Consider the following 21,267-nt stretch of genomic DNA (forward strand, 5'->3'; position numbering starts at 1 on the left):
ATACAACAAGCGCATGGCTATTCATTCACACGATATGTGATGAACTGAATAACCGTACGATAGAATTTGCATAGCAAATTCATGTTTGGTGGCGATAGCGGAGGGGTTCCACACGTACCCATCCCGAACACGACCGTTAAGCCCTCCAGCGCCGATGGTACTTGGACCGCAGGGTCCTGGGAGAGTAGGACGTCGCCAAGCACGATAAAAAGAGCACAGCCCGTTAAGGCTGTGCTCTTTTTCCTATAACCGATTTATTTATCATTCACCTGAAAGATCACCATTATGGATTCGGTCAAAAGTTTTATGGTATCTTGGTTGTCCTTTATATAGTGGTGCCTAGTCAGCATTTTTAACTGAGGACAGTATTAACTGGGGCAGTTAATCTATTTCAACCTGTTCTGTCTGAAGGACACTCAAGGCTTGAAGTTTACGGGTAATTTCTTTTTGCCACTTGGTATCTCCGACTTGTACGGCAAGATTGAGAAGGTCCAAATAATCATCAATATGCAGGGAGGTTTTACTGAAAGTTTCTTTCACTGCGGTCCTGCCTCCTTTAAAGTCTATGTGTATTTATTATTTAATAATGATAATCATTATCAAAAAACGATCTTATTCATATTATGCCTGTGTTCTAGATAAATTGCAAGTTATGATATGAATGAATTTTGAAGCACGCAAATGAGGGCTTGAAAAAACAAACCCTTCTCCTTAAGTTCACGCATTGTTCACGTCTTTTCTATGGAACATAATGAAAAGAACAAGCGGGCATTGAGTGTCCACCAATAAGGAGGGCAAATTGCGCAATGCTTCAACAAGAGGAGGAAAAAGACCATGAGCAGAACAAAAATGAAAGCGTTTGCTATTATGATGGCGAGCGCCTTGGCATTGACGCTGGCAGCTTGTAATAACGGACAAAACGCAAGTCCGGGAAATTCAGGAGAACCGAGCAAAGGCACCGCAACGAAAGATGTTACGATTACCTTTCAGAACATCAATCCTGATCCGAGCACCCCTTCGTACAAAATGATTAAGCAAATTGTAGGTCAATACGAGCAGGATCATCCTCATGTCAAAATTGAATTGGATTCGCTAAATACAGATCAACAAAAGCTTAAGCTGAAAACACAGGCAGCGGCGAAGGAAGTGCCTGATATCACGATTGTAAACCCTGCTGCACAGATGAAGCCATTCGTAGATGCCGGGCTGCTAGCTCCATTAAACGATGTGGCTGATAAAGAGGGGTTAAAAGATACGTTCCAGAATGGACTTCTTAATTACTATAGCTTCGACGATAAGCTCTACGCTTTTCCGGACGGCAACAATATAGAAGTGGTGTTTTACAATAAGGAACTGTTCAAGCAGGCGGGAATCCAGAAGTTGCCGACCACCTTTGACGAGCTGATTACGACGGTCAAAACGCTGAAGGCGAAGGGAATTACTCCGATTGCCGTTGGGGAAAAGGATTCATGGACGGGGTCCCTCCTTTTTATGAACATTTTGTTGCGTACGAATGAAGGACCGAATTTTCTCAATGATGTACTGGACGGCAAAAAGACGTTTAACGACCCGGCTTTTGTGGAAGCGGTGGATGCATTTCAGGAATTGGTGCAGGCAGGAGCTTTCCCGGATGGAGCTACGTCTATTGATTACAATGCAGGTGGTAATATTTTTAAAACAGGAAAAGCCGCGATGTATATCATGGGTACATGGGAAACGGGGTCAATTGATGCTTCTTCGGTAGCGGGTAAGGTAGGAGCGTTTCAATTCCCTACGGTGAATGGCAAGGGTGATGTGAATGAGTATGTAATTGCGCCGGGCAGCGCATTTGCGGTATCTGCGAACAGTGAACATTTACAGGAGACGAAGGATTTTCTGCATTATTTTGTTAAGGAGATGCCCAAAATTCAGTTTGATCTGAAAAATGCGATTGGCAGCGGTCAGAAAATGAAAGGTGATCTGAAGGAAGCGGGCTACTCCGAGTTAGCGATTAGTCTTAATGAGCTGTTCAAGAATGTAAAAGGGGGCGATCTCGCTTTTGATAATACGATGAATCCGGCTATTGCGCAGGCGCATCTGAGTAGCATTCAAAACCTGTTCGTACAAAAAGAAGACTCCGCACAAGTTGCTAAGGAACATCAAAACACTTTTGAAGCGAATAAATAAGTGAGGATTTTACAAAAATCTAGTAAGCGACTTCCGATGAACAGTATATAGATCGAAATGGCCTAGTTCATCTAGATATTGCACTTTGGAGTGACTGGAATGGAATTTTGCAAAATCCCGAAGTAGCAGGCACTAGGGAGGGGGCGGAATGCTTCTTCCCTGATTGGAAATCATGTAGGTTGTACATCCTCAGAAGATGTTCAGAATCAACATAAAGGAGATTAGAGCATGAATGTACTGAAGGTGCCAGCACGTACCATTGCCGTTTTCGTGCTACCCTGCCTGTTGTTGTATACCTGTATGGTATTTGTTCCAATTTTGGTGTCGGTATATTGCGGATTGCTGGATTGGAACGGAATCGCCGAGGCAAAGTTTGTGGGGGTGGCTAATTTTGAGCGGATTTTCACATCAGATTCAGTGTTCTGGCCATCCGTGAAACGGACTATGATGTTCGCTGTGTTTTCCATGCTGGAAATTCCGTTTTGTCTGCTGCTGGCGATCTTGCTTAATCGCTATGTGCGTAAGGCCAATACGCTGGTAACGATGTATTTTCTGCCGGTTATTCTGTCGGTGGTCATTATCGGGCAGCTGTGGAAGACGATCTATAATCCAGCCTCGATGGGTGGAATGCTGAACGGTATTTTGCTGGCGATTGGGCTGGAAAGCTGGACACGCTCATGGCTGACGGAACCGCAGATCGCGATGTACGCCCTCTATTTTGTATCGTTATGGCAGTATTTTGGCTATCATTTGCTTATCCAGTTTACCGGGGTACAAAATATACCGAATGAGCTGTACGAAGCAGCCAAAATTGATGGAGCTGAAGGATTCAAAGCAGACCGCTATATTACGCTGCCGCTCATTGTACCTATTTTCAAGATATCAATTGTATTAGCATTTATCGGCTCCCTGCAATCGTTTGATTTGATTTGGGTGATGACGGGGGGAGGACCAGCCCATGCGACGGATACAGTATCTACGTATATGTACAATATGTCCTTTTTATCGATGAAATACGGATATGGCAGCGCATTGGCTTCAATTCTCGTAGTGATTTGCTTGTCATTTACAATTGTGATAAATTTTGTTTTCAAACGAATCGAAAATAAGGTAAGCTAAAGGAGATGGAACTGTTGAATGTCTTGAAGAAAACGGGAGTCTTTTCCTTATTGGCAATCTTAATGGTCACGCAGCTGTATCCACTCTTTTGGCTTCTGACCTATTCGTTGAAGACAAATGAAGAGATATTGAGCTCAAGCTTCTTTGCACTCCCTCAAGTGCCTCAGTGGCACAACTATCAGGAAGCCTATGAATCAGGGAGCTACTTGCGTTATTTAGGAAACAGTGTGCTGGTAACCGGGGTTACGATGATTTTCGTCATTTTATTAAGCTCGATGACTGCTTATGCGATTACACGTTTTCGTTGGCGCTTCGGGGCTGTTGTGCTGACCATGTTTCTGATCGGGATGATGATCCCGATGCAAGCTACACTACTGCCGCTGATGGTGATGTTTAAAAATGTCCATATTCTGAATACGTATTTCTCATTGATTTTACCCTACATTGCTTTTCAGACACCGATTGCGGTCTTCATCCTATCCGGCTTTATGCGGTCCATTCCCCACGAAATTGAAGAGTCCGCTTACATTGACGGAGCGAGCATTTATCGTATTTTCCGCAGTGTAATCTTACCCATCTCGATTCCGCCTACCATGACGGTATGTATTTTAACTTTCATTAATATCTGGAATGAATACATTATGGCTGCCACCTTTATCTCGTCCGAGAAGCTCAAAACTCTCCCTTTCGGCGTATATACGTTCGTCAGCCAGTATTCTGTGAACTACGGTAATATTGGCGCTTTTCTAGTCATGGGTGCCTTACCGGTCATTATTATTTATTTTGTTCTGTCCGAAAATATCACCAAGGGCATGGTTGCGGGAGCGGTTAAAGGATAGGCGGCCGATGCGAAAGGAGCGCAGAGAGGTATGATGCGCCGTTTTCAATCCATTCAATACCGCTTGTTTGTTCTGTTCCTATTAAGCATGTCGGGCATTGTGCTGGCGGTCAGTCTATTATTTTACAACCGTACTACGGTGCAGTTCCATGATAAGGTCAGCGAGCTGGCGCGTAAAAATGTATCCCAGACGGCAGGACTGTTCGAATTGCTGCTCGGCAGCTATAATAGTCTCTCCAAATCAATCAGCAACAATATGGATTTGGTTCGTCTGTTGACGACGGATAGTATTGATTTACCTGCTGTCAATTACATCAACGAACGTACGATTACGAATATTCTGGGGGCTATCTATTATTCGCGTGAAGATCTGATTGGCATCCATGTCATCACAGACACAGGCAAGGTATATAACTATGGCAATTATATGAATGTCATTGATACTCATTACGAACAGACGGAATGGTATAAGGAAATTCGAAAGTCGGCGGGAAAAATTGCATGGCTGGGCGTGTATCCTCACTCTGTCATTGATCAGGTGGAAACCAGACCCGTATTTGCGTTTGGACGGCAGCTCTATGATTTGGATGAGCACAAGCCGATTGGTATTGTCTTGTTTGAGGCTGAGCCGGGTTCTGTTTTGTCGGCTCTCCACAATTTGCGGTTAGGTACCAATAGTCAGGTATATCTGCTGGGTCATGAAAATCGAATTGTGTCGGCCACTTCCCCTGATCCGCCACCGGATTTGCGAAATCTAGAGCAGCAGGTGCCAGAGGGGGAAGTTATTGTAAATCGAAGTAATGAGAATGTTGTAATCGCTTCCAAGTTGCCGTTTGCCGACTGGTCTGTGATTAGTGTGACACCTAGTGAGGATCTGAACGTGGAGCTGGTGCAAAATCAAAGGTACCTATTTATCGTGGCACCTATACTTATTATTGTGTCGGCGTTAATTGCGTCCATCGTCTCCAGAAGCATTTCCCTTCCGCTCAAGCGAGTCATTCGGGAGATGAAGCGAGTAGAGACAGGGAATTTCCGCCATACGGTAAACACCAAATCCTATGAAGAAATCAATCAGTTAGCTACTTCCTTTAACCATATGGTAAGACGAATTGCAGAGCTAATCGAGCTGGTGCGTATATCATCGGTCAGTGAAAAAAATGCGGAGCTACACGCGCTACAGACGCAGGTCAATCCACATTTTCTGTATAATACGCTGGATATGATCTATTGGATGCTGGACGAAGAGGGGCAGGATCAGCTCGGAGAGGTGATTCTCTCCTTATCCCATATGTTCCGTTACAGTAGCCATTGGGAAGAGGGGGCTGATGTAAGCCTTCGTGAAGAAGTGGAGCAGGTTGGCCACTATCTCACCATTATTCAAGCTCGGCTGGAGGGCAGGGTATCTGTAGACATTAGCATTAATGAACGATGGATGGATATCCGCTTGCCAAAAATGACCTTACAGCCCTTGATTGAAAATGCGGTGAAGCACGGACTGGAGCCTCTTCATGCGAATACAGGTGGCAAGCTGCTCGTCAGAGCGGAGGAATATGAGGGTGTATTGAGCCTGCACATCATCGACAACGGTGCAGGGATGGAGTACGAACGATGGGAGGTGGTCCAGGTCGCTTTGGCAGAACCCGGCAAACAGGCGGGCAGCGGGCAGGCGGGAGGCATCGGCCTGCAAAACCTAAATTTACGGCTACGGCACATGTTCGGAGAAGAGTACGGCCTACGGATCTCTAGCGCACCTGGGGCCGGAACAACAGCCACTGTAAGTGTGCCTCTGCCACAGAAGGAGGAGAAACATGAATATTCTGATAGCTGACGATGAAAGTATGATACGGCAGGGGATTCGGCGTACCATTGGCCAAGCTCTACCCACCTGCGGCATTCATCTCGCTGCTTCCACCGAGGAAGCAGCAGGCATTCTGGCGGAGCATCCTGTAGATATTGTATTAACTGATATCCTGATGCCTGGCATGGATGGTCTGGAATTCATGCGTATTTCTAAGCGAAAGCATCCTCATCTGCAGTGGGTTGTCATTTCGGCCCATTCCGACTTCCATTATGCACAAAGAGCAGTAAAGCTGGGTGCCAAAGACTACCTGTTAAAGCCGATTGGTAAAAGAAAGCTGCTGGAATGCATTGAAATGTTGGCAGCCGAGGCGCTTGTAGCCTCGCAGCAGGCGAACGAGGGTAGGCTTCTCAAATCCAATATGGTTTATTTGCGTGAGGCCGTTTTCCAGCGCTATGCCCTTGGATTGGATACTGGTAAGCTGGATATACAGCCTTTTGTCGAAAATTATCCGGAATTCCATCTCTTCATGGTTCGCATGGAACCTGATCACAAGCAGACACATCTGGAGCATTTTATGATTGAAAATGTACTGTCCGAACTCGTTGAGGCAGGGGGCAGCGGCTTTGTCGTTAGTCTAGACCGCCATAGTCTGCTGGGTATTGCAAGGCTAAGGAGTGAGGCAGAGGCCGCACGGCTAGAGACGTTGCTCGAATCCCATTTGAAGCGTTATGTGAAGGTGCCCCTACAAATTACACGTTCGGGTGTTCATCACAATTTTGCTTCCATACCTGAAGAGGTGGCGCGGCTAAGACGTACGCCAGAGGAGATTGCAGCCGCAGCAACGGATACAGGAGAATGTCTCCGCAAAGGCATGCATACGGTAGATGTGGCGTTGCAATACATTCGGGCTCACTTTACAGAGGAGCTGTCACTTGAAAAAGTGGCCTCAATTGTATTTTTAAATCCGGTGTATTTTAGCCAGTTATTTAAGCAAAAGACGGGACAAGGCTATAAGGATTACGTCATTTCCTTGCGTATGGAGGAGGCGAAGCGGTTGCTCAGTGATCCTCATTTGCGGCTGGCTGATATTTCAGAGCGGATCGGCTATCAGGATATGCGGCATTTTACACAGGTATTCCGGCGCAAATGTGGAATGACTCCAACCGAGTATCGACATCAGGGAGTCAAGTAAGGCGATATCAACGACCGAATGAAGGAAGTTTATCCAGCATCAGACTGTTTCAGGAGTAGAGCGGTAGAGCATCTACTCGGGAACAGTCTTTTTTGTGTTTTCAGCTTGTAGCAGTTCAACCAATTTGCGAGCTGCATTGGATAAATAACGATCCTTGCGCCATACGACGGCAGGCCGTGTGAAGGGGAACGGCTCCTTAATGGAGAGTGTGCGAAATCTGTCCCCGTATTCTTGTCCCAAGCCAGCGTCTGGAATGATGGTAATTCCCATGCCTGTGGAAACGAGCGAGAGAATGGTCGATATTTCAGGACAGTCCAGTACGACACGCGGAACAAGATGGTGTTCCTGAAATTTGCGTATGACGGTTTCGTATAGTCCGTGTCCCTCTGTTCGGCGTCCCAGCAAGAGGTCATAGTTGGCAGCTTCTTGTAACGTAATTTCCCCACTGGGATGACGATCTGCCCATTCAGACGGAAGTACGGCAACAAAGGAAACGCCCTCCAACTCAATTGAATGGTACGATTTGTCATCTACCGGAAGCAGCAACAGGGCCAGATCCACTTTATTTTGGTGCAGCAGCTCTTCCAGATGATGTGTGTCTCCGTGTCCTATTTTAATGTATACCTCTGGATAATCCTGATGAAAGCGGCTGAGTTGTTCAGTAATCAGAGACATACAGGCGGATGACGTGCCTATAGCAAGTGTGCCGGTTACTTTGTTTTCAAACTCCCCAATTTCTCTACAGGTGTCCTCCATTTCAGCCAATAATCGTTTGGCGCGTGTATACAGTGTATACCCGGCCTCGGTAACTTCCCACTTCTTTCCTTCACGGTAAATCAGCTTTACGCCAAGCTCGTCCTCCATATTTTTGAGTTGTTGACTCAGTGGAGGCTGGGCCATGTTGAGCGTTCTGGCAGCCTTGGTGATTTGCCCATCCTCCACGATGACACAAAAGTAATGCAGATGCTTCATATCCATTGGGATTCCTCCTTATTTCTAAACAACGCTTCAATTAGGATACTTTTAAAGTATGTATTACATATATTATATATATTTTTCGTGTGCAGGGAACAGGCGTATAATTTTTGACAGTAATGCATGGGTGAACATAAAACGATGGAGTGGAAGGAGGGGACATATGAAAAAAATGATTGTAGGAATATCGGGAGCGACAGGGTCGATCTTTGGTATCCGTATATTGCAACAATTACGAGAGGCTGGAGTTCAAAGCCATCTGGTACTATCCCCGTGGGCTATTGCGAACATTCCCTATGAGACAGGCTATACGGTGAAGGAAGTGGAGGCAATGGCGGATGCAGTCTACTCGTATAAGGATCAGGCTGCGCGTATTTCCAGCGGCTCCTTTCGGGTAGACGGTATGGTCGTCGCTCCTTGCAGCATGAAGACTCTTGCCTCTATTCGTATCGGTATGGCGGACAACCTGCTCACCCGATCAGCGGATGTGATGCTGAAGGAGCGAAAGAAGCTACTGCTCATGACCAGGGAAACACCATTAAGCAGTATCCATCTGGAAAATATGCTGGAGCTGTCACGTATGGGCGTGATGATCCTGCCGCCGATGCCTGCCTTTTATAATCATCCTGCAAGTATCGAGGAATTGGTAGATCATATTGTTTTTCGCATATTAGATCAGTTCGGTATCGTCACAACCGCAGCCAAACGATGGGATGGAATGAAGCAAACTGACTCCAGACTGCACCAGAATTGAGAAATCGAAAGACGAAGGAGAATGAATGATGGCTTATAAAGACTTTCGCGATTTTCTAAACACCTTGGAAAAGGAGGGACAACTACTCACGATCAGCGACGAGGTAAAGCCGGAGCCAGACCTGGCGGCAGCTAACAAAGCATTAAGCAATCTTGGAGATAAGACACCTGCTCTCTTTTTCAATAATATCTATGGATATACGGATGCTCGTATTGCAATGAATGTGATGGGCTCCTGGCCCAATCATGCCCTTATGATGGGAATGCCAAAAAATACGCCGCTGAAGGAGCAGTTTTTTGAATTCGCCAGACGCTATGAACAATTTCCGGTGCCCGTGAAGCGGGAAGAAACGGCTCCTTTTCATGAAGTCGAGATTACAGAGGATATTAATTTGTTTGATATTTTGCCGTTGTTTCGTTTGAACCAGGGGGACGGAGGATTTTATCTGGACAAAGCGATTTTAGTTTCACGCGATCTGGATGACCCGGACACCTACGGTAAGCAAAATGTCGGCTTGTACCGGATGCAGGTGAAAGGCAAGAACCGTTTGGGCATCCAGCCTGTACCACAGCATGATATTGCGATCCATATCCGTCAGGCTGAGGAACGCGGCGAAAATCTGAAGGTGGCTATTGCCCTCGGATGTGAGCCTGTGATTACAACGGCTGCTTCTACACCGCTGCTGTACGATCAATCCGAATATGAGATGGCTGGGGCCATTCAGGGTGAGCCTTATCGTGTGGTCAAAGCGAAGGACGCAGATCTGGATCTGCCTTGGGGAGCCGAGGTCATTTTGGAGGGCGAAGTGTTGGCAGGTGAACGTGAGTATGAAGGTCCATTCGGTGAATTCACAGGTCACTATTCCGGCGGTCGCGCGATGCCAGTCATCCAGATTAATCGTGTATATCACCGCAAACAGCCTATCTTTGAGCATCTGTACATCGGGATGCCTTGGACGGAAACGGATTATATGATCGGTGTGAATACAAGTGTACCGTTGTTTCAGCAGCTTAAGGATGCTTTTCCTAATGAAATCGTAGCCGTTAATGCTATGTATACGCATGGGCTGGTTGCTATTATTTCCACGAAAACCCGGTATGGCGGCTTTGCGAAGGCTGTGGGAATGCGTGCGTTAACGACTCCGCATGGATTGGGGTATTGCAAGCTGGTGATTGTGGTGGACGAGGGGGTCGATCCGTTCAATCTGCCGCAAGTCATGTGGGCTTTATCCACCAAGCTTCATCCAAAGCATGATGCTGTCATTGTTCCTGGCTTGTCTATTTTACCACTTGACCCCGGCTCTGATCCGGCAGGTATGACGCACAAAATGATACTGGATGCGACGACACCTGTAGCACCGGATATTAGAGGCCATTACTCGCAGCCGCTCGATTCCCCGCTGGGTGTAGCGGAATGGGAGAAAAAGTTGAGCCAAATGCTTCGCTAAATATTTTTAAAAAACAAAGAAAGATTAAAGGAGTGCTGACAGATGCATATTTGTCCCCGTTGTGAGTCCAATCGTTCAGAAGTTGTTTCCCATTCGCCGGTTAAAGATGCCTGGGAGGTTTTGTTGTGCCCTGTATGCCTGTTCACATGGCGAACCTCAGAACCGGATAGCATTACGGATCCAGCAAAGTATAAATCGGCGTTCAAGGTAAACCCCAAAGATATTCCGAATGCTGCTCATGTTCCTCCTATTCCAGAGCGGTTATAGGGTCGTTCGTAAGTAACCGTAAATTATGGTACTTTGAAGTTATAGGCCAAAAGTAAAGGGGATTATACTTCATGCAGACACCAAGGATCGGTAAGGAACTGTTCACGCTACTGGACGGCAAGGCATTGGAGAACAAGCAGCATGAAGCCATGATGCTGCTGACGGTCACGGAAGATCAGTGGCCGCACATAGCGATGATTAGTGTGGGCGAAGTTGTAGCGCTGGACGAGGGGAATTTGCGTCTGGCCCTATGGCCGGGTACAACCACGACGGGCAACATGATCCGCACTGGGAAGGCGACGCTTGCGGTGTTTACCGGGGGGAAGGCGCATTATGTGCGGTTGTCACTGGAACATCTGCCTGCTTTGCCCGGAGCCAAGCATGTACGTGAGCGATTTGCGGCTCATGTTTTTGCAGCCAGAGAGGATTCGGCCCAATATGCGGATATTTTGACAGGTGTCACGGTTCGTCTCAAGGAACCGGAATCGGTGATTCATCGCTGGAAGGAAACGGTGGCTGAGCTGTTAATGTAAAGCCATCTGATTATGATAAATAATCTATGTATTTACCAAGTTTACCGTTAAAATAAATGCGAGGGAATAAGCGCTTACAAGAAATCACGCTGAACTTGTTGGAACAAGAATTAGAGCGCGAGGGGAAGCTTGTTTCTTTTGAAGGAAAAATAGGAGGGATGAATATGTCTCGTTTTGACAAGGTAGATCAGCTATTGCAACAATTTATAGTAAATGGGCCGGCAGGTTGCGGTTGTGCCATTGCCCAGAATGGTGAAGTGTTGTATGAAGGGTATCATGGATATGCTGATCTGGAAGCCGGAAAGCCAATCACTGAGGATACAGTGTATCGCTTGTTTTCCATGACAAAGGTTGTTGTCTGTGCGGCTGCACTTATGCTGTACGAACGTGGGCAATTTTTGTTGAATGAACCCTTGTATGAATATTTTCCCGAATATCGTAATGCGTATGTATTCAAAACCGCTCCTAACGGATACACCTACGTGGATAAGGCAGAGAATCCCATTTTAATTAAGCATATATTCAATATGAGTATGGGTCTTCCTTACGCTTCCGAGTCTTCAGAAACAGGAAAAGCTATGCAGAAGGCCATTGCAGGATTAAAGGAAAAGCAGGGGAAATATGACCTACGCACAGAAATTGAAGCGCTTTCTGAAGTTCCACTTGCGTTTGAGCCCGGAACACGCTGGTTATACGGATATGGACATGATTTTGTTGCAGGCCTTATTGAAGTGATTTCAGGTAAATCAGTAGGACAATTCTTAAAGGATGAAATCTTTGATCCACTTGGAATGAACAATACAGGTTACCGTTATCGTGGAGATATTGAATCGCGGATGGCCTCCATGTATCAACGGAAAGACGCCGGAAAACTTGAAAAAATGGAGGGTTTCCTGGATGGATATCATCAGCCAGATGCTATATATGAAGGCGGAGGCGCAGGTTTATATTCGACAGTCAAAGATTACCTCACATTTGCACAAATGATGTCAAATGGCGGCACGGTAAACGGTGTGAACTTATTGGGGAGAAAAACCATTGATTTAATGCGCACCAATCATCTGAATACAGCTCAACTATCGGATTTCACCAATTCATACCATACAGGTTATGGCTATGGACTTGGTGTGCGCACGTTAATGGATAAAGCGGTTGGGCATGCAAACAGCTCGATTGGAGAATTTGGCTGGACGGGAATGGCAGGCACCTGGGTTTCTATAGATCCGAGCGAACAATTCTCCGTCGTATATATGCATCAGCTCGATCCCAATATGGAAGAGTATCATCATTTGAGAGTTCGCGCGGCAGCTTATAGCTGTTTATAAATGCGGGATTGTGGATCTGTTGTGAAAACTCTTCACTATGGCCCTGAAGATACACAAATTGTAATGTCTAAATCTTTATCAGAAATGATCTAGTTAATAAGGACTAAATTTCCCTTGAAGCCTAAACTATTCTTTTCCATATGACGACATAAAACGTAGGTATAAGGATTTTGCGAAATCCTTAATTTAAGTTTTGAAATGGGAGGGAATTAGATTTTGAAGAATAGATGGTCCGGTTTTCTGGCGTTGGTCATCCTGATTTCAAGTTTTACATCATATGCAGGGTTTGCATCTGCAGCAGAAGCAGTGCTTTCCAAGATTGTCCTTTCGTCTAACGAGGTAACTTTGCAACAGGGGGATACAGCTGCATTGACGGCTACGGCTGTTTTTAGTGATGGGACAACCTCAAATGTAACCGTAAGCACGGATTGGAAAAGTGATAACACAGCTATTGCTACTGTGTATAATGGTACAGTTTCGGCCAAGGCTGAAGGGGAAGCCACCGTGGTTGCGACCTATAAAGATAAGGTACAATCGGTTCAGGTACATGTAACGAAAAAGGTTAAGGCGCTGACATCTAGTGTACAAAGCCTGAACTTGCGTTCAAGCGGTACAGGACAGGTTGATTTGACAGCGACATACAGTGATAATACAACAGCTCAGGTTTCGGGTGATGCTACTTGGACCTCGGATAATCAAAAGATTGCAACTGTAGTTAACGGTTTGGTTACCGCTCAGGGAGCAGGTACAGCCAATATTAAGGCCGTATATGGTCAACAGACCGTAACCATTGCTGTGCAGGTGGAGCAGGTTAAACGTCTCGATGTCAGTTCATCAGAGGTTTCTCTTTTGTTGAAAGATACAGAGAAAGTTAAATTGACAGCCACGTTCCCGGATGGATCAGTTCAGGATGTTACAGAGTCTGCCGAGTGGAGCTCCAACAATACAGCCGTGGCAGATGTCCTGAAAGGCACCATTACCGGTTACAGCGCGGGAAAGGCGACAATTACAGGTAAATATGGCACGATGTCCGCTACGATTTCGGTGGATGTCGATCAAACGAATAAGCTGAAAGCCAGCGAATCCAATATTTTTCTCCGTCTGGATGAATCTAAAAAAATACAGGTTTCTGCTGTTTACCCGGATGGAACAGTAACGGATATCACGGATAAAGCTACTTGGGCATCAAGCGATGAAAAAATTGCAACGGTGAATAAAGGAACGATTATGGCCATCGGTGCGGGTTCGGCAACGGTGACCGCTAAGTATGGAGATAAGACCGTTTCGATCAAGACAGATGTCGAAACCTCTAGATTTCTGGATTTGAGCGAGGACAAGCTGAGCCTGAATGCCAAGGAATCCAAAAAGCTCAAGCTGACCGCAACGTACGTAACAGGTACGGAAGAAGATATCACAAGTAAGGCAGAGTGGAAGTCCAGCAATGAAGATATCGCTTTTGTCAGCGCGGGGGAAGTCACAGGTTATAAAACAGGTGAGGCTACCATCACCGCTTCTTATGGCGGCAAAACAGCTACAGCTACGGTATCCGTAAATGTACCCGGGGATCTGTCTCTGTCCTCCAAAACGGCAACAATTGATATTAATGAGGACTATACTGCAACTTTGACGGCTACTTACGCGGATGGGCGTAAGGAAGATGTAACACAGGATGCAGAATGGGCTTCAAGCGCGGAAGATATTGCTTCTGTGTCCAAAGGAACGATTACGGGTAAATCCGCTGGTAAAGCGGTTATTACAGCGACCTATAATGGCAAAAAACTGACGATTAACGTACAAGTTGGCCTTGTAGACCGTCTGGAAACAGACTCGCGTGTAATTGCGCTTGGTGCTCAGGAAACGAAGCAGCTGAAAGTAACAGGAGTTAAGAGTGGCGGTACAAAAACAGATGTAACCAAGGATGCCACCTGGACAACTAGCAATGTAAAAGTGGTTGAAGTTAGCGAAGGTTTGATCAAAGCGAATGGTAGTGGTAAGGCAACTGTGACTGCTTCATATGGCAAGCAAAACATTACGTTTACGGTAGAAGTGGACGTAGCGCAAAAGATTGAAGCGGATGCAATCGCGCTATCGCTCAAATCTGGAGATCAAAAAACCATCGCGATTGTGGTTAAATCGAGCGATGGTAAAGAAAAGGATGTTACAACCCAAGCTGAATGGAAAACGTCCAATTATAAGGTAGCCACTGTTAAAAAGGGTCAGGTTACCGCGGTCAGCTACGGTAAAGCTAACATTCAGGCGAAGTTCGGCGGGAAGATAATCAGCGTACCTGTAGATGTTGATACGCTTAAATATTTGCAAACAGACGAAGTCGCCTTGAATTTGAAGGCAGGACAGCTGGCTAAGGTTACGGCTACAGCCACGTATAAGGATGAGTCGGAGAAGGATGTTTCCAAACCGGCTGTCTGGTCCTCGTCCAGAATTATTGTGGCGACCGTCAAAGACGGTAACATTAAGGCACAGGGCAAAGGCAAAGCAGTAATTACTGTGAAATATGCAGGTAAAATGACGAAGATACAGGTAACCGTTCAGTAATCTGTAACCCGACTAAAAAGAAAAAGAGCAAGCATACGTCCAGCGACGATATGCTTGCTCTTTTCTTTATAAGGACGAATTCTCTTTCCCTAGGACAATGTGGGGGAGAGGTAGTCGCCTTGTTTTATAGAGGGAAAGTAATTGGTTTAAAGCTTAGAAATTACGACTTATTCTTCTTGATTGATGCGTTGCGTGTAAGTGATTCGGTCAAACGCTTGCCAGTCGGCGTCTGAGCCAAGCCGCCTTTGGCGGTCTCGCGGTGCTTCGACGGCATCGCGCTGCCGACTTCAAGCATCACGTCAATGACTTCGTCAGACGGAATAGCGCTGCGCACACCCGCCAAAGCCATGTCCGCTGCGGCAAGCGCAGTCACGGCTCCCAGGCCGTTGCGCACGATGCACGGAATCTCCACGAGTCCGGCGACGGGGTCGCAGATTAGGCCGAGCGTGTTCTTAAGAGCGAGGCCTGCGGCGTGAACAGCCTGTTCAGGCGTACCACCGCGTAGCTCGACCATAGCGCCAGCGGCCATCCCGATAGCTGAGCCAATCTCAGCCTGACAGCCTCCCTCCGCGCCAGAAATGAAGGAGTTGTTGGCGATCACGTAGCCAATGGCTCCAGCGGCGAATAGGCCGTTCACCATATGCTCATCATCCCAGCCGAACCGTTCCTGCGCACTGATGAACACACCAGGGATAACCCCACATGAGCCTGCGGTAGGAGTGGCGACAATGCGACCCATGGATGCATTAACCTCCGACACGGAGAGGGCATAAGCCATGGCGAGCGCAGAGGCATCACCGGAGCAGGTTTCCCCTGACCGCAGATACTCGGCCAGGCGCTTGCCGTCGCCGCCCGTCAATCCACTGCGGGATACGGTGTCTTGTGTCTGACCGCGATGAACGGCTTCCTTCATGACTTCATAATAATCAGACATTTGTCGAAAGATTTCTTCCTCCGTTGTATTCGTTTCTTGTACCTGCTCTTGAATCATCAAGCGGCCAATCGTGGTGGATTCTTCAGCGCATAAAGCGCTGATCTCATGTAGATGGCTAAACCGCATCGGATTCAGCTCCTTTTTTCAAATTAATCATCTTAATTTCATACATATGAGGTAAAGAACGCAGTTCCGCAATCAGTTCAGCTGGAGCAGAACTGTCCGTTTCAATGGCGGTGAGTGCTTCACCATCCCGGCCTTTGCGATCTACGTGCATATAGGCAATGTTAATGTGGGCCGCGCCCAGCGCTGAAGTTATTGCGCCCAATGTACCGGGCTTATCCGAGTGGAGAAGCACCAGCGTAGGCAGCTCCCCGGTCAGATTGACCCGGAATTCGTTGAGTTGCTGGACATGGATGCTGCCGCCGCCGATGGAGGAGCCCAGCAGTGTGCGCTGATCCTCGCCCTTCCACAACTCGAAACGGACGGTGTTCGGATGAGGAGCGGGGAGTCCACTGACGGCGAATTCCACGGTCATCCCGGCTTGCTCGGCCCATTGCTCGGCATCGGGAATCCGGTGATCGTCCGTATCGTAATTAAGCAGCCCTGCGATGAGCGCGAGGTCTGTACCGTGTCCTTTATACGTGTCGGCAAAGGAGCCGTACAGTGTCATACGGGCACGGTCAGGCTGCGCCCCGAGCCAGTGCCGGGCAACGCGTGCGAGTCGCACCGCGCCTGCAGTGTGTGAACTGGAAGGTCCGGTCATGGCCGGGCCGATAATAGAAAATACATCTTTGAAACGCATGGTGTGGCCCCCTGTATGTTCTAATACCATACTATATGGTATTTCCGCGTCTTTGCGCGGTTATGACGGTTCCTAATGCTGACGCACAATGTGAGCACAAAAAAGGACAGGATAAGGAAGTTTCCCTTATCTCTGTCCTCGTTACCTGAGAGTTTCGTGCGGTGTTCTTACCGCCTTACCCCTTGGGTGGCTTGCGCTCTCTCCAGAGTTGCGTCAGATGACGATACATGGACCTGAGAGATTATCCGCCAGCCGGGTGCTGGCGTCTTGCTCCTTCGGTGCCGCCAGAGTGTAAGCCTCCTGGACAGACTCTCCCGTCATCTTCATTCGCGTATACCGTTCTACATGTCTTTCTTAGCGTAATGTATGACGTGCTCGGTGTCAATCACAGGGTTCAATTTTTACATAAACGAGGATTTTGCAAAAATCCAATAAGCGACTTCCAATGAACAATATATAGATCGAAATGGCCTAGTTCGTCTAGATATTGCGCTTTGGAGCGACTGGAATCGAATTTTGCAAAATCCTGAAACAGGTGCATTTCCAATAAAAAAGATTAAAGTTTACATAATTATGGATGAAATCAGGAAGGAATTAGAAGATTGGCGGCTAATCTGATAGAGGACAAGTACATTTATGGAAATCATAGGAGGGATATTGACGTATGGTAAAAGGCTTGCGGTTCACAGGTTCACGCTTAAAAGGGATGCTGCATCTAGCAGCGATCGCATCACTGCTGATCGGGATCTTCGTTCCGTTCGGTCAGGTCAAGGCAGAGGGAGCATTGACAGTAGCCGAAGCACTTCAGGGCCAAAGCAGTGGAGGTACGGTGACGGTAGAAGGTTATATCGTCGGACATGCTACCGGATCGAAAACGGCTAACTTTTCTTCTCCGTTTGCGAATGATTTTAACGTACTGATTGCTGACCAGGCTAATGAACGTAGCACTTCTAATCTATTGGATGTACAGCTGACATCCGCGTACAGAGGGCAATTTGGACTGTCAGGCCATCCTGAGCTGATCGGCAGCAAAATTCGTGTGACGGGTACACTTGGCGCCTACAATAATTTTGGTGGAGTGAAAAGCCCAAGCGCTGTTGAACTGGTGAACGGAAGCGAGCCGGGGGAACCAGGTGAACCTGGTGAACCTGAACCTGGCAACCCGGGTCAACCTGAACCTGGCAACCCGGGTCAACCCGGTACTACATTGCCGGATGGAAAAGGCAAAAAGGTGCTGTTCGATAATACGCACGCACAGACCGCTGGTGCAGCAGATTGGGTCATTGAAGGCGCCTTCTCCGACTTTGCCAATGGACTGCGTAATGTAGGCTTTACGGTAGACCCATTAAATCGTCCTATTCCTTTTACTTATGGAGAGCAGGCCATAACCTATGACAAGCTGCGCCAATATGATGTGTTCATTATTGGTGAAGCGAATGTTGCCTTTAAGGCATCCGAGCAGGCTGCCCTGCTGCAATACGTGAATAACGGAGGGAGCGTCTTCTTCATCTCCGATCATTATAATGCGGACCGTAACAAAAACCGTTGGGATTCCTCCGAGGTTATGAATGGCTACCGTCGTGGAGCTTATACTAATCCGGCCAAAGGCATGACTGCAGAAGAGGCTGCATCACCGGCAATGCAAGGATTAACAAGCTCCGATTGGCTGGCGGCCAACTTTGGCGTTCGTTTCCGTTACAATGCGCTCGGTGATGTGAATGCTACCGACATTGTAGCCGCAGATCAATCTTTCGGTATTACCAAGGGTGTGCGCTCGATTGCCATGCATGCAGGATCTACGCTGGCTATTATTGATCCTACCAAGGCTAAAGGCATTGCTTATATCCCTTCAGGCACGAAAAAATGGGGGAATGCGGTAGATCAGGGGGTTTATAACGGCGGGGGCCGTGCGGAAGGACCTTATGCCGCTATCTCCAAGGTAGGCCAAGGCAAGGCGGCATTCATCGGTGATTCTTCCCCTGTAGAAGATGCTACACCGAAATATGTGCGTGAGGAAAACGGACAGTCGAAGAAGACATATGATGGCTTCAAAGAAGTGGATGATTCAACCTTCCTGGTGCAAACGGTTCAATGGCTTGCATGGAAGCAGGACTACACGAAATTGTCCGATGTGGCAGGTTTGACTCTGGATCAACCAACGAAGCTTCTGCCATTCGAAGAGCCTGCGGCGTCCACGGAACCACAGCCTGAGCCTTGGTCTGCTCCGGCAGCAGGCTACAAATGGTACGATCCTAGAACATTCAAGTCTGGCTCCTATGGAGCGGCTTCGTAAATTATATTGTCAGGAGCTCAATGTGAGCTTGGGTTAGTTAGTCGTTTGATCCCTGCTGAGGGATCAGGCGACTTTTTTTGTGATGAAAATTAACCTGTGGTTGGTTATTTCATTACATTTTGTGCCAGAAAGGCCGCACTATTGCTGGATCATTGATTTTTTAAATGATGTTGATAGCATAATCTTAATTGATATATCCATATACTGGTGATAGGATGTATTCAAATTATTCCGACAAAAACGGTATGTAATGTTCATGAGAGGTTTTAAACATCAAACATGGTGAGAATAAGCGGGACAAGACCATGGAGAATGGAGGAAGCGCGCATTGAATACCGAACCTGTGTTGGAAATTAAAGGATTATCCGTATCTTTTCGCATCCAGGATCAATATCACCCCGCAGTCGACCATCTGGATCTGACGGTCAACCCCAATGAAGTGCTGGCTGTAGTCGGAGAATCCGGCTGTGGCAAAAGCGCGTTAGCGCTTTCGATCCCGCAACTGCATGACATGGAACGCACGCGTGTAGAGGGGGAGGTCTTTTTTAAAGGAACGGACTTGAACCGTCTTTCCTCAGGGCAAATGAATAAAATCCGCGGAGCGGGAATTGGCATGATCTTTCAGGACCCGTTGACAGCACTCAACCCGTTGATGAGCATTGGCAAGCAGATTGAGGAAAATCTCGATTATCATACGTCACTATCTACGAAGCAAAAAAGGGAACGTGTGCTGGAGCTGCTGGAAAGTGTAGATATACCGAATCCAGTGCGTGTGTATGATCAGTATCCGCATGAACTGTCAGGAGGGATGCGGCAGCGTGTGATGATCGCGATTGCCATAGCTTGCCGACCTTCTCTTATTATTGCAGATGAGCCGACGACTGCGCTCGATGTAACGATCCAATCGCAAATTCTCGACTTGCTGAAACAGCTTCAACAGGAGACTGGGAGCGGTATTATCCTGATTACGCACGATCTTGGTGTTGTGGCAGAAGTAGCCGACCGCGTGGTGGTCATGTATGCCGGAGAAATCGTGGAGAGCGCTGATGTTTTTGAATTATTCAGGCAACCACAGCATCCGTATACGCGTTCTTTGCTTGCTTCCATGCCGGGATCGCATACCAAGGGGGAATCACTGCATGTCATCGGCGGCATTGTTCCCTCATTACAAGATATCCCCCGCAATAGCTGCCGCTTTGCTCCACGTATTCCCTGGATTCAGCAGAGGGTGCATGAAGACCATCCCCAATTAAATGAAATTTCCCCTGGACATTGGGTCCGTTGTACATGTTATCAGCATTTTCATTTTGAAGACGAGGCGAAGGGGGAGGCTGCTCATGGCACTACTGGAGTTAAATGATTTGAGGGTGCACTATCCGGTGCGCGGTGGTTTCTTCCAGCGTGTTATCGATCAGGTGAAAGCAGTGGATGGCGTGTCGATCAGCATTGAGGCAGGCCAGACCTACGGGCTGGTGGGGGAATCTGGCTGTGGGAAAACGACGACAGGCAGGACGATCATCGGTCTAAATAAGCTGACGAGCGGACGGACTTTGTTTAAAGGAAAGGACCTTGCAGCTCTAAGTAGTAACAATCGTCATCCATTGCGTAGAGATATTCAGATGATTTTTCAGGACCCATACTCTTCGCTTAACCCGCGTAAGCGCGTATTGGATGTCATTGCTGAACCGCTGCGAAATTTTGAAAGGCTGAGTAGTGAGGAAGAACGGAGAAAAGTACAGACGTTGCTGGAAAAGGTCGGCTTGAACGCCGATGCAGCCTATAAATATCCGCATGAATTTTCCGGGGGGCAACGACAGCGGATCGGGATCGCGCGTGCGCTGACATTAAACCCCAAGCTGATCATTGCTGATGAGCCAGTGTCAGCACTGGACGTTTCCGTGCAGGCACAGGTGCTTAATTTTATGAAGGATGTGCAGCAGGAATTTAATTTGACGTATTTGTTCATCAGCCATGATTTAGGTATTATCCGCCATATGTGCGACCAAATCGGTATTATGTATCGGGGCCGTCTAGTGGAGCAGGGGAGCGAGCAAGATATTTATGAGCGTCCACAGCATCTGTATACCCAGCGCCTCATTGCAACCATTCCCAATATTGATCCTACAAAACGGCTGGAAAATGCTCAAAAAAGGCGAATGCTTTTATCCTCCTACAAAACAGAGCTACCCAAACATCTAGACGCGAGTGGAAAACCGTTTGCACTAAAATCAGTAAGTCCATCCCATCAAGTCGCACTACCATAAG

At 47.3% G+C, this 21,267-nt stretch carries 18 protein-coding genes, 1 rRNA gene and 1 riboswitch; of the genes, 15 read left to right on the forward strand and 4 right to left on the reverse strand.

The features are described 5' to 3' along the window. Positions 1–84 precede the first annotated feature (84 nt). A 5S ribosomal RNA gene (rrf, locus tag MKY16_RS02035) occupies positions 85–201 on the forward strand. A 180-nt stretch (positions 202–381) separates the two neighbouring features. Here the strand turns inward: rrf and MKY16_RS02040 are convergent. After that, positions 382–540 carry a hypothetical protein gene (locus MKY16_RS02040; RefSeq protein ID WP_165147892.1) on the reverse strand — a complete coding sequence of 53 codons (159 nt, stop codon included), beginning with the start codon at positions 538–540 and terminating at the stop codon, positions 382–384. Between the two features lie 294 nt (positions 541–834). Between MKY16_RS02040 and MKY16_RS02045 the strand changes: the two genes are divergently transcribed. The 5 genes from MKY16_RS02045 to MKY16_RS02065 all read left to right on the forward strand — a co-directional run bounded on the left by MKY16_RS02045 (position 835) and on the right by MKY16_RS02065 (position 7,116). After that, a complete protein-coding gene (locus tag MKY16_RS02045; protein ID WP_340953899.1) occupies positions 835–2,166 on the forward strand; it encodes an extracellular solute-binding protein in 1,332 nt (443 codons plus the stop codon). Positions 2,167–2,394: 228 nt separating this feature from the next. Then, the gene (locus MKY16_RS02050; RefSeq protein ID WP_340884120.1) at positions 2,395–3,285 is read left to right on the forward strand and encodes a carbohydrate ABC transporter permease; all 891 of its coding nucleotides are present in this window, start codon (positions 2,395–2,397) and stop codon (positions 3,283–3,285) included. Between the two features lie 5 nt (positions 3,286–3,290). Further along, complete coding sequence (locus tag MKY16_RS02055; RefSeq protein WP_069010722.1) at positions 3,291–4,124, forward strand: carbohydrate ABC transporter permease; 834 nt, start codon at positions 3,291–3,293, stop codon at positions 4,122–4,124. Positions 4,125–4,154: 30 nt separating this feature from the next. Beyond that, positions 4,155–5,951: a cache domain-containing sensor histidine kinase gene (locus MKY16_RS02060; RefSeq protein WP_069010723.1), complete on the forward strand. Its 1,797-nt coding sequence runs from the start codon at positions 4,155–4,157 to the stop codon at positions 5,949–5,951. Then, positions 5,932–7,116 (forward strand): response regulator, encoded by a 1,185-nt coding sequence (locus MKY16_RS02065; protein WP_029514654.1) that lies wholly within the window; start codon positions 5,932–5,934, stop codon positions 7,114–7,116. The genes MKY16_RS02060 and MKY16_RS02065 overlap by 20 nt, the downstream gene beginning before the upstream one ends. 72 nt (positions 7,117–7,188) lie before the next feature. Here the strand turns inward: MKY16_RS02065 and MKY16_RS02070 are convergent, their stop codons facing one another. After that, the gene (locus MKY16_RS02070; protein WP_029514655.1) at positions 7,189–8,094 is read right to left on the reverse strand and encodes a LysR family transcriptional regulator; all 906 of its coding nucleotides are present in this window, start codon (positions 8,092–8,094) and stop codon (positions 7,189–7,191) included. Positions 8,095–8,254: 160 nt separating this feature from the next. Between MKY16_RS02070 and MKY16_RS02075 the strand changes: the two genes are divergently transcribed. From MKY16_RS02075 to MKY16_RS02100, 6 genes are all read left to right on the forward strand, one after another. Beyond that, complete coding sequence (locus MKY16_RS02075) at positions 8,255–8,845, forward strand: flavin prenyltransferase UbiX (protein ID WP_340953904.1); 591 nt, start codon at positions 8,255–8,257, stop codon at positions 8,843–8,845. 28 nt (positions 8,846–8,873) lie between these two features. Then, entirely contained in the window at positions 8,874–10,292 is a 1,419-nt protein-coding gene (locus MKY16_RS02080; RefSeq protein WP_029514657.1) for a non-oxidative hydroxyarylic acid decarboxylases subunit C, read from the forward strand. Positions 10,293–10,334: 42 nt separating this feature from the next. Further along, on the forward strand, positions 10,335–10,559 hold the full coding sequence (locus MKY16_RS02085) for a non-oxidative hydroxyarylic acid decarboxylases subunit D (RefSeq protein WP_029514658.1): 225 nt from the start codon (positions 10,335–10,337) through the stop codon (positions 10,557–10,559). Between the two features lie 71 nt (positions 10,560–10,630). Further along, positions 10,631–11,092, forward strand: coding sequence for a hypothetical protein (locus MKY16_RS02090; RefSeq protein ID WP_029514659.1), 462 nt, complete (start codon positions 10,631–10,633; stop codon positions 11,090–11,092). A gap of 164 nt (positions 11,093–11,256) precedes the next feature. After that, the gene (locus tag MKY16_RS02095; RefSeq protein ID WP_340953907.1) at positions 11,257–12,417 is read left to right on the forward strand and encodes a serine hydrolase domain-containing protein; all 1,161 of its coding nucleotides are present in this window, start codon (positions 11,257–11,259) and stop codon (positions 12,415–12,417) included. A 216-nt stretch (positions 12,418–12,633) separates the two neighbouring features. Next, positions 12,634–14,970, forward strand: coding sequence for an Ig-like domain-containing protein (locus tag MKY16_RS02100; RefSeq protein ID WP_340953909.1), 2,337 nt, complete (start codon positions 12,634–12,636; stop codon positions 14,968–14,970). A gap of 160 nt (positions 14,971–15,130) precedes the next feature. Here MKY16_RS02100 and sdaAA read toward each other — a convergent pair whose 3' ends face one another. Both sdaAA and sdaAB read right to left on the reverse strand, forming a co-directional pair. After that, complete coding sequence (gene sdaAA, locus MKY16_RS02105; protein ID WP_340953912.1) at positions 15,131–16,030, reverse strand: L-serine ammonia-lyase, iron-sulfur-dependent, subunit alpha; 900 nt, start codon at positions 16,028–16,030, stop codon at positions 15,131–15,133. After that, the gene (sdaAB, locus tag MKY16_RS02110) at positions 16,020–16,709 is read right to left on the reverse strand and encodes an L-serine ammonia-lyase, iron-sulfur-dependent subunit beta (protein WP_069010729.1); all 690 of its coding nucleotides are present in this window, start codon (positions 16,707–16,709) and stop codon (positions 16,020–16,022) included. Before sdaAB ends, sdaAA begins: the two co-directional genes overlap by 11 nt. A gap of 211 nt (positions 16,710–16,920) precedes the next feature. Continuing rightward, a riboswitch (glycine riboswitch) is annotated at positions 16,921–17,036 on the reverse strand. 337 nt (positions 17,037–17,373) lie between these two features. Between sdaAB and MKY16_RS02115 the strand changes: the two genes are divergently transcribed. The 3 genes from MKY16_RS02115 to MKY16_RS02125 all read left to right on the forward strand — a co-directional run bounded on the left by MKY16_RS02115 (position 17,374) and on the right by MKY16_RS02125 (position 21,266). Beyond that, positions 17,374–19,002, forward strand: a complete 1,629-nt coding sequence (locus MKY16_RS02115; protein WP_340953915.1) for a DUF6359 domain-containing protein — start codon at positions 17,374–17,376, stop codon at positions 19,000–19,002. 328 nt (positions 19,003–19,330) lie between these two features. Continuing rightward, positions 19,331–20,362 (forward strand): ABC transporter ATP-binding protein, encoded by a 1,032-nt coding sequence (locus MKY16_RS02120; RefSeq protein ID WP_209949238.1) that lies wholly within the window; start codon positions 19,331–19,333, stop codon positions 20,360–20,362. Further along, positions 20,340–21,266, forward strand: coding sequence for an ABC transporter ATP-binding protein (locus MKY16_RS02125; RefSeq protein ID WP_340953917.1), 927 nt, complete (start codon positions 20,340–20,342; stop codon positions 21,264–21,266). Before MKY16_RS02120 ends, MKY16_RS02125 begins: the two co-directional genes overlap by 23 nt. Position 21,267: the final 1 nt, after the last annotated feature.

The sequence above is a fragment of the Paenibacillus sp. FSL L8-0641 genome (genome assembly GCF_038006265.1).
Taxonomy (GTDB): Bacteria; Bacillota; Bacilli; order Paenibacillales; family Paenibacillaceae; genus Paenibacillus; species Paenibacillus polymyxa_D.

What these genes read in the sequence shown, in the direction of transcription:
- MKY16_RS02045 (WP_340953899.1), top strand. Translation starts at nt 835, where the DNA reads ATGAGCAGAACAAAAATGAAAGCGTTTGCTATTATGATGGCGAGCGCC.
- MKY16_RS02050 (WP_340884120.1), top strand. Translation starts at nt 2,395, where the DNA reads ATGAATGTACTGAAGGTGCCAGCACGTACCATTGCCGTTTTCGTGCTA.
- MKY16_RS02055 (WP_069010722.1), top strand. Translation starts at nt 3,291, where the DNA reads ATGGAACTGTTGAATGTCTTGAAGAAAACGGGAGTCTTTTCCTTATTG.
- MKY16_RS02060 (WP_069010723.1), top strand. Translation starts at nt 4,155, where the DNA reads ATGATGCGCCGTTTTCAATCCATTCAATACCGCTTGTTTGTTCTGTTC.
- MKY16_RS02065 (WP_029514654.1), top strand. Translation starts at nt 5,932, where the DNA reads ATGAATATTCTGATAGCTGACGATGAAAGTATGATACGGCAGGGGATT.
- MKY16_RS02070 (WP_029514655.1), bottom strand. Translation starts at nt 8,094, where the DNA reads ATGGATATGAAGCATCTGCATTACTTTTGTGTCATCGTGGAGGATGGG.
- MKY16_RS02075 (WP_340953904.1), top strand. Translation starts at nt 8,255, where the DNA reads ATGAAAAAAATGATTGTAGGAATATCGGGAGCGACAGGGTCGATCTTT.
- MKY16_RS02080 (WP_029514657.1), top strand. Translation starts at nt 8,874, where the DNA reads ATGGCTTATAAAGACTTTCGCGATTTTCTAAACACCTTGGAAAAGGAG.
- MKY16_RS02085 (WP_029514658.1), top strand. Translation starts at nt 10,335, where the DNA reads ATGCATATTTGTCCCCGTTGTGAGTCCAATCGTTCAGAAGTTGTTTCC.
- MKY16_RS02090 (WP_029514659.1), top strand. Translation starts at nt 10,631, where the DNA reads ATGCAGACACCAAGGATCGGTAAGGAACTGTTCACGCTACTGGACGGC.
- MKY16_RS02095 (WP_340953907.1), top strand. Translation starts at nt 11,257, where the DNA reads ATGTCTCGTTTTGACAAGGTAGATCAGCTATTGCAACAATTTATAGTA.
- sdaAA (WP_340953912.1), bottom strand. Translation starts at nt 16,030, where the DNA reads ATGCGGTTTAGCCATCTACATGAGATCAGCGCTTTATGCGCTGAAGAA.
- sdaAB (WP_069010729.1), bottom strand. Translation starts at nt 16,709, where the DNA reads ATGCGTTTCAAAGATGTATTTTCTATTATCGGCCCGGCCATGACCGGA.
- MKY16_RS02115 (WP_340953915.1), top strand. Translation starts at nt 17,374, where the DNA reads ATGGTAAAAGGCTTGCGGTTCACAGGTTCACGCTTAAAAGGGATGCTG.
- MKY16_RS02125 (WP_340953917.1), top strand. Translation starts at nt 20,340, where the DNA reads ATGGCACTACTGGAGTTAAATGATTTGAGGGTGCACTATCCGGTGCGC.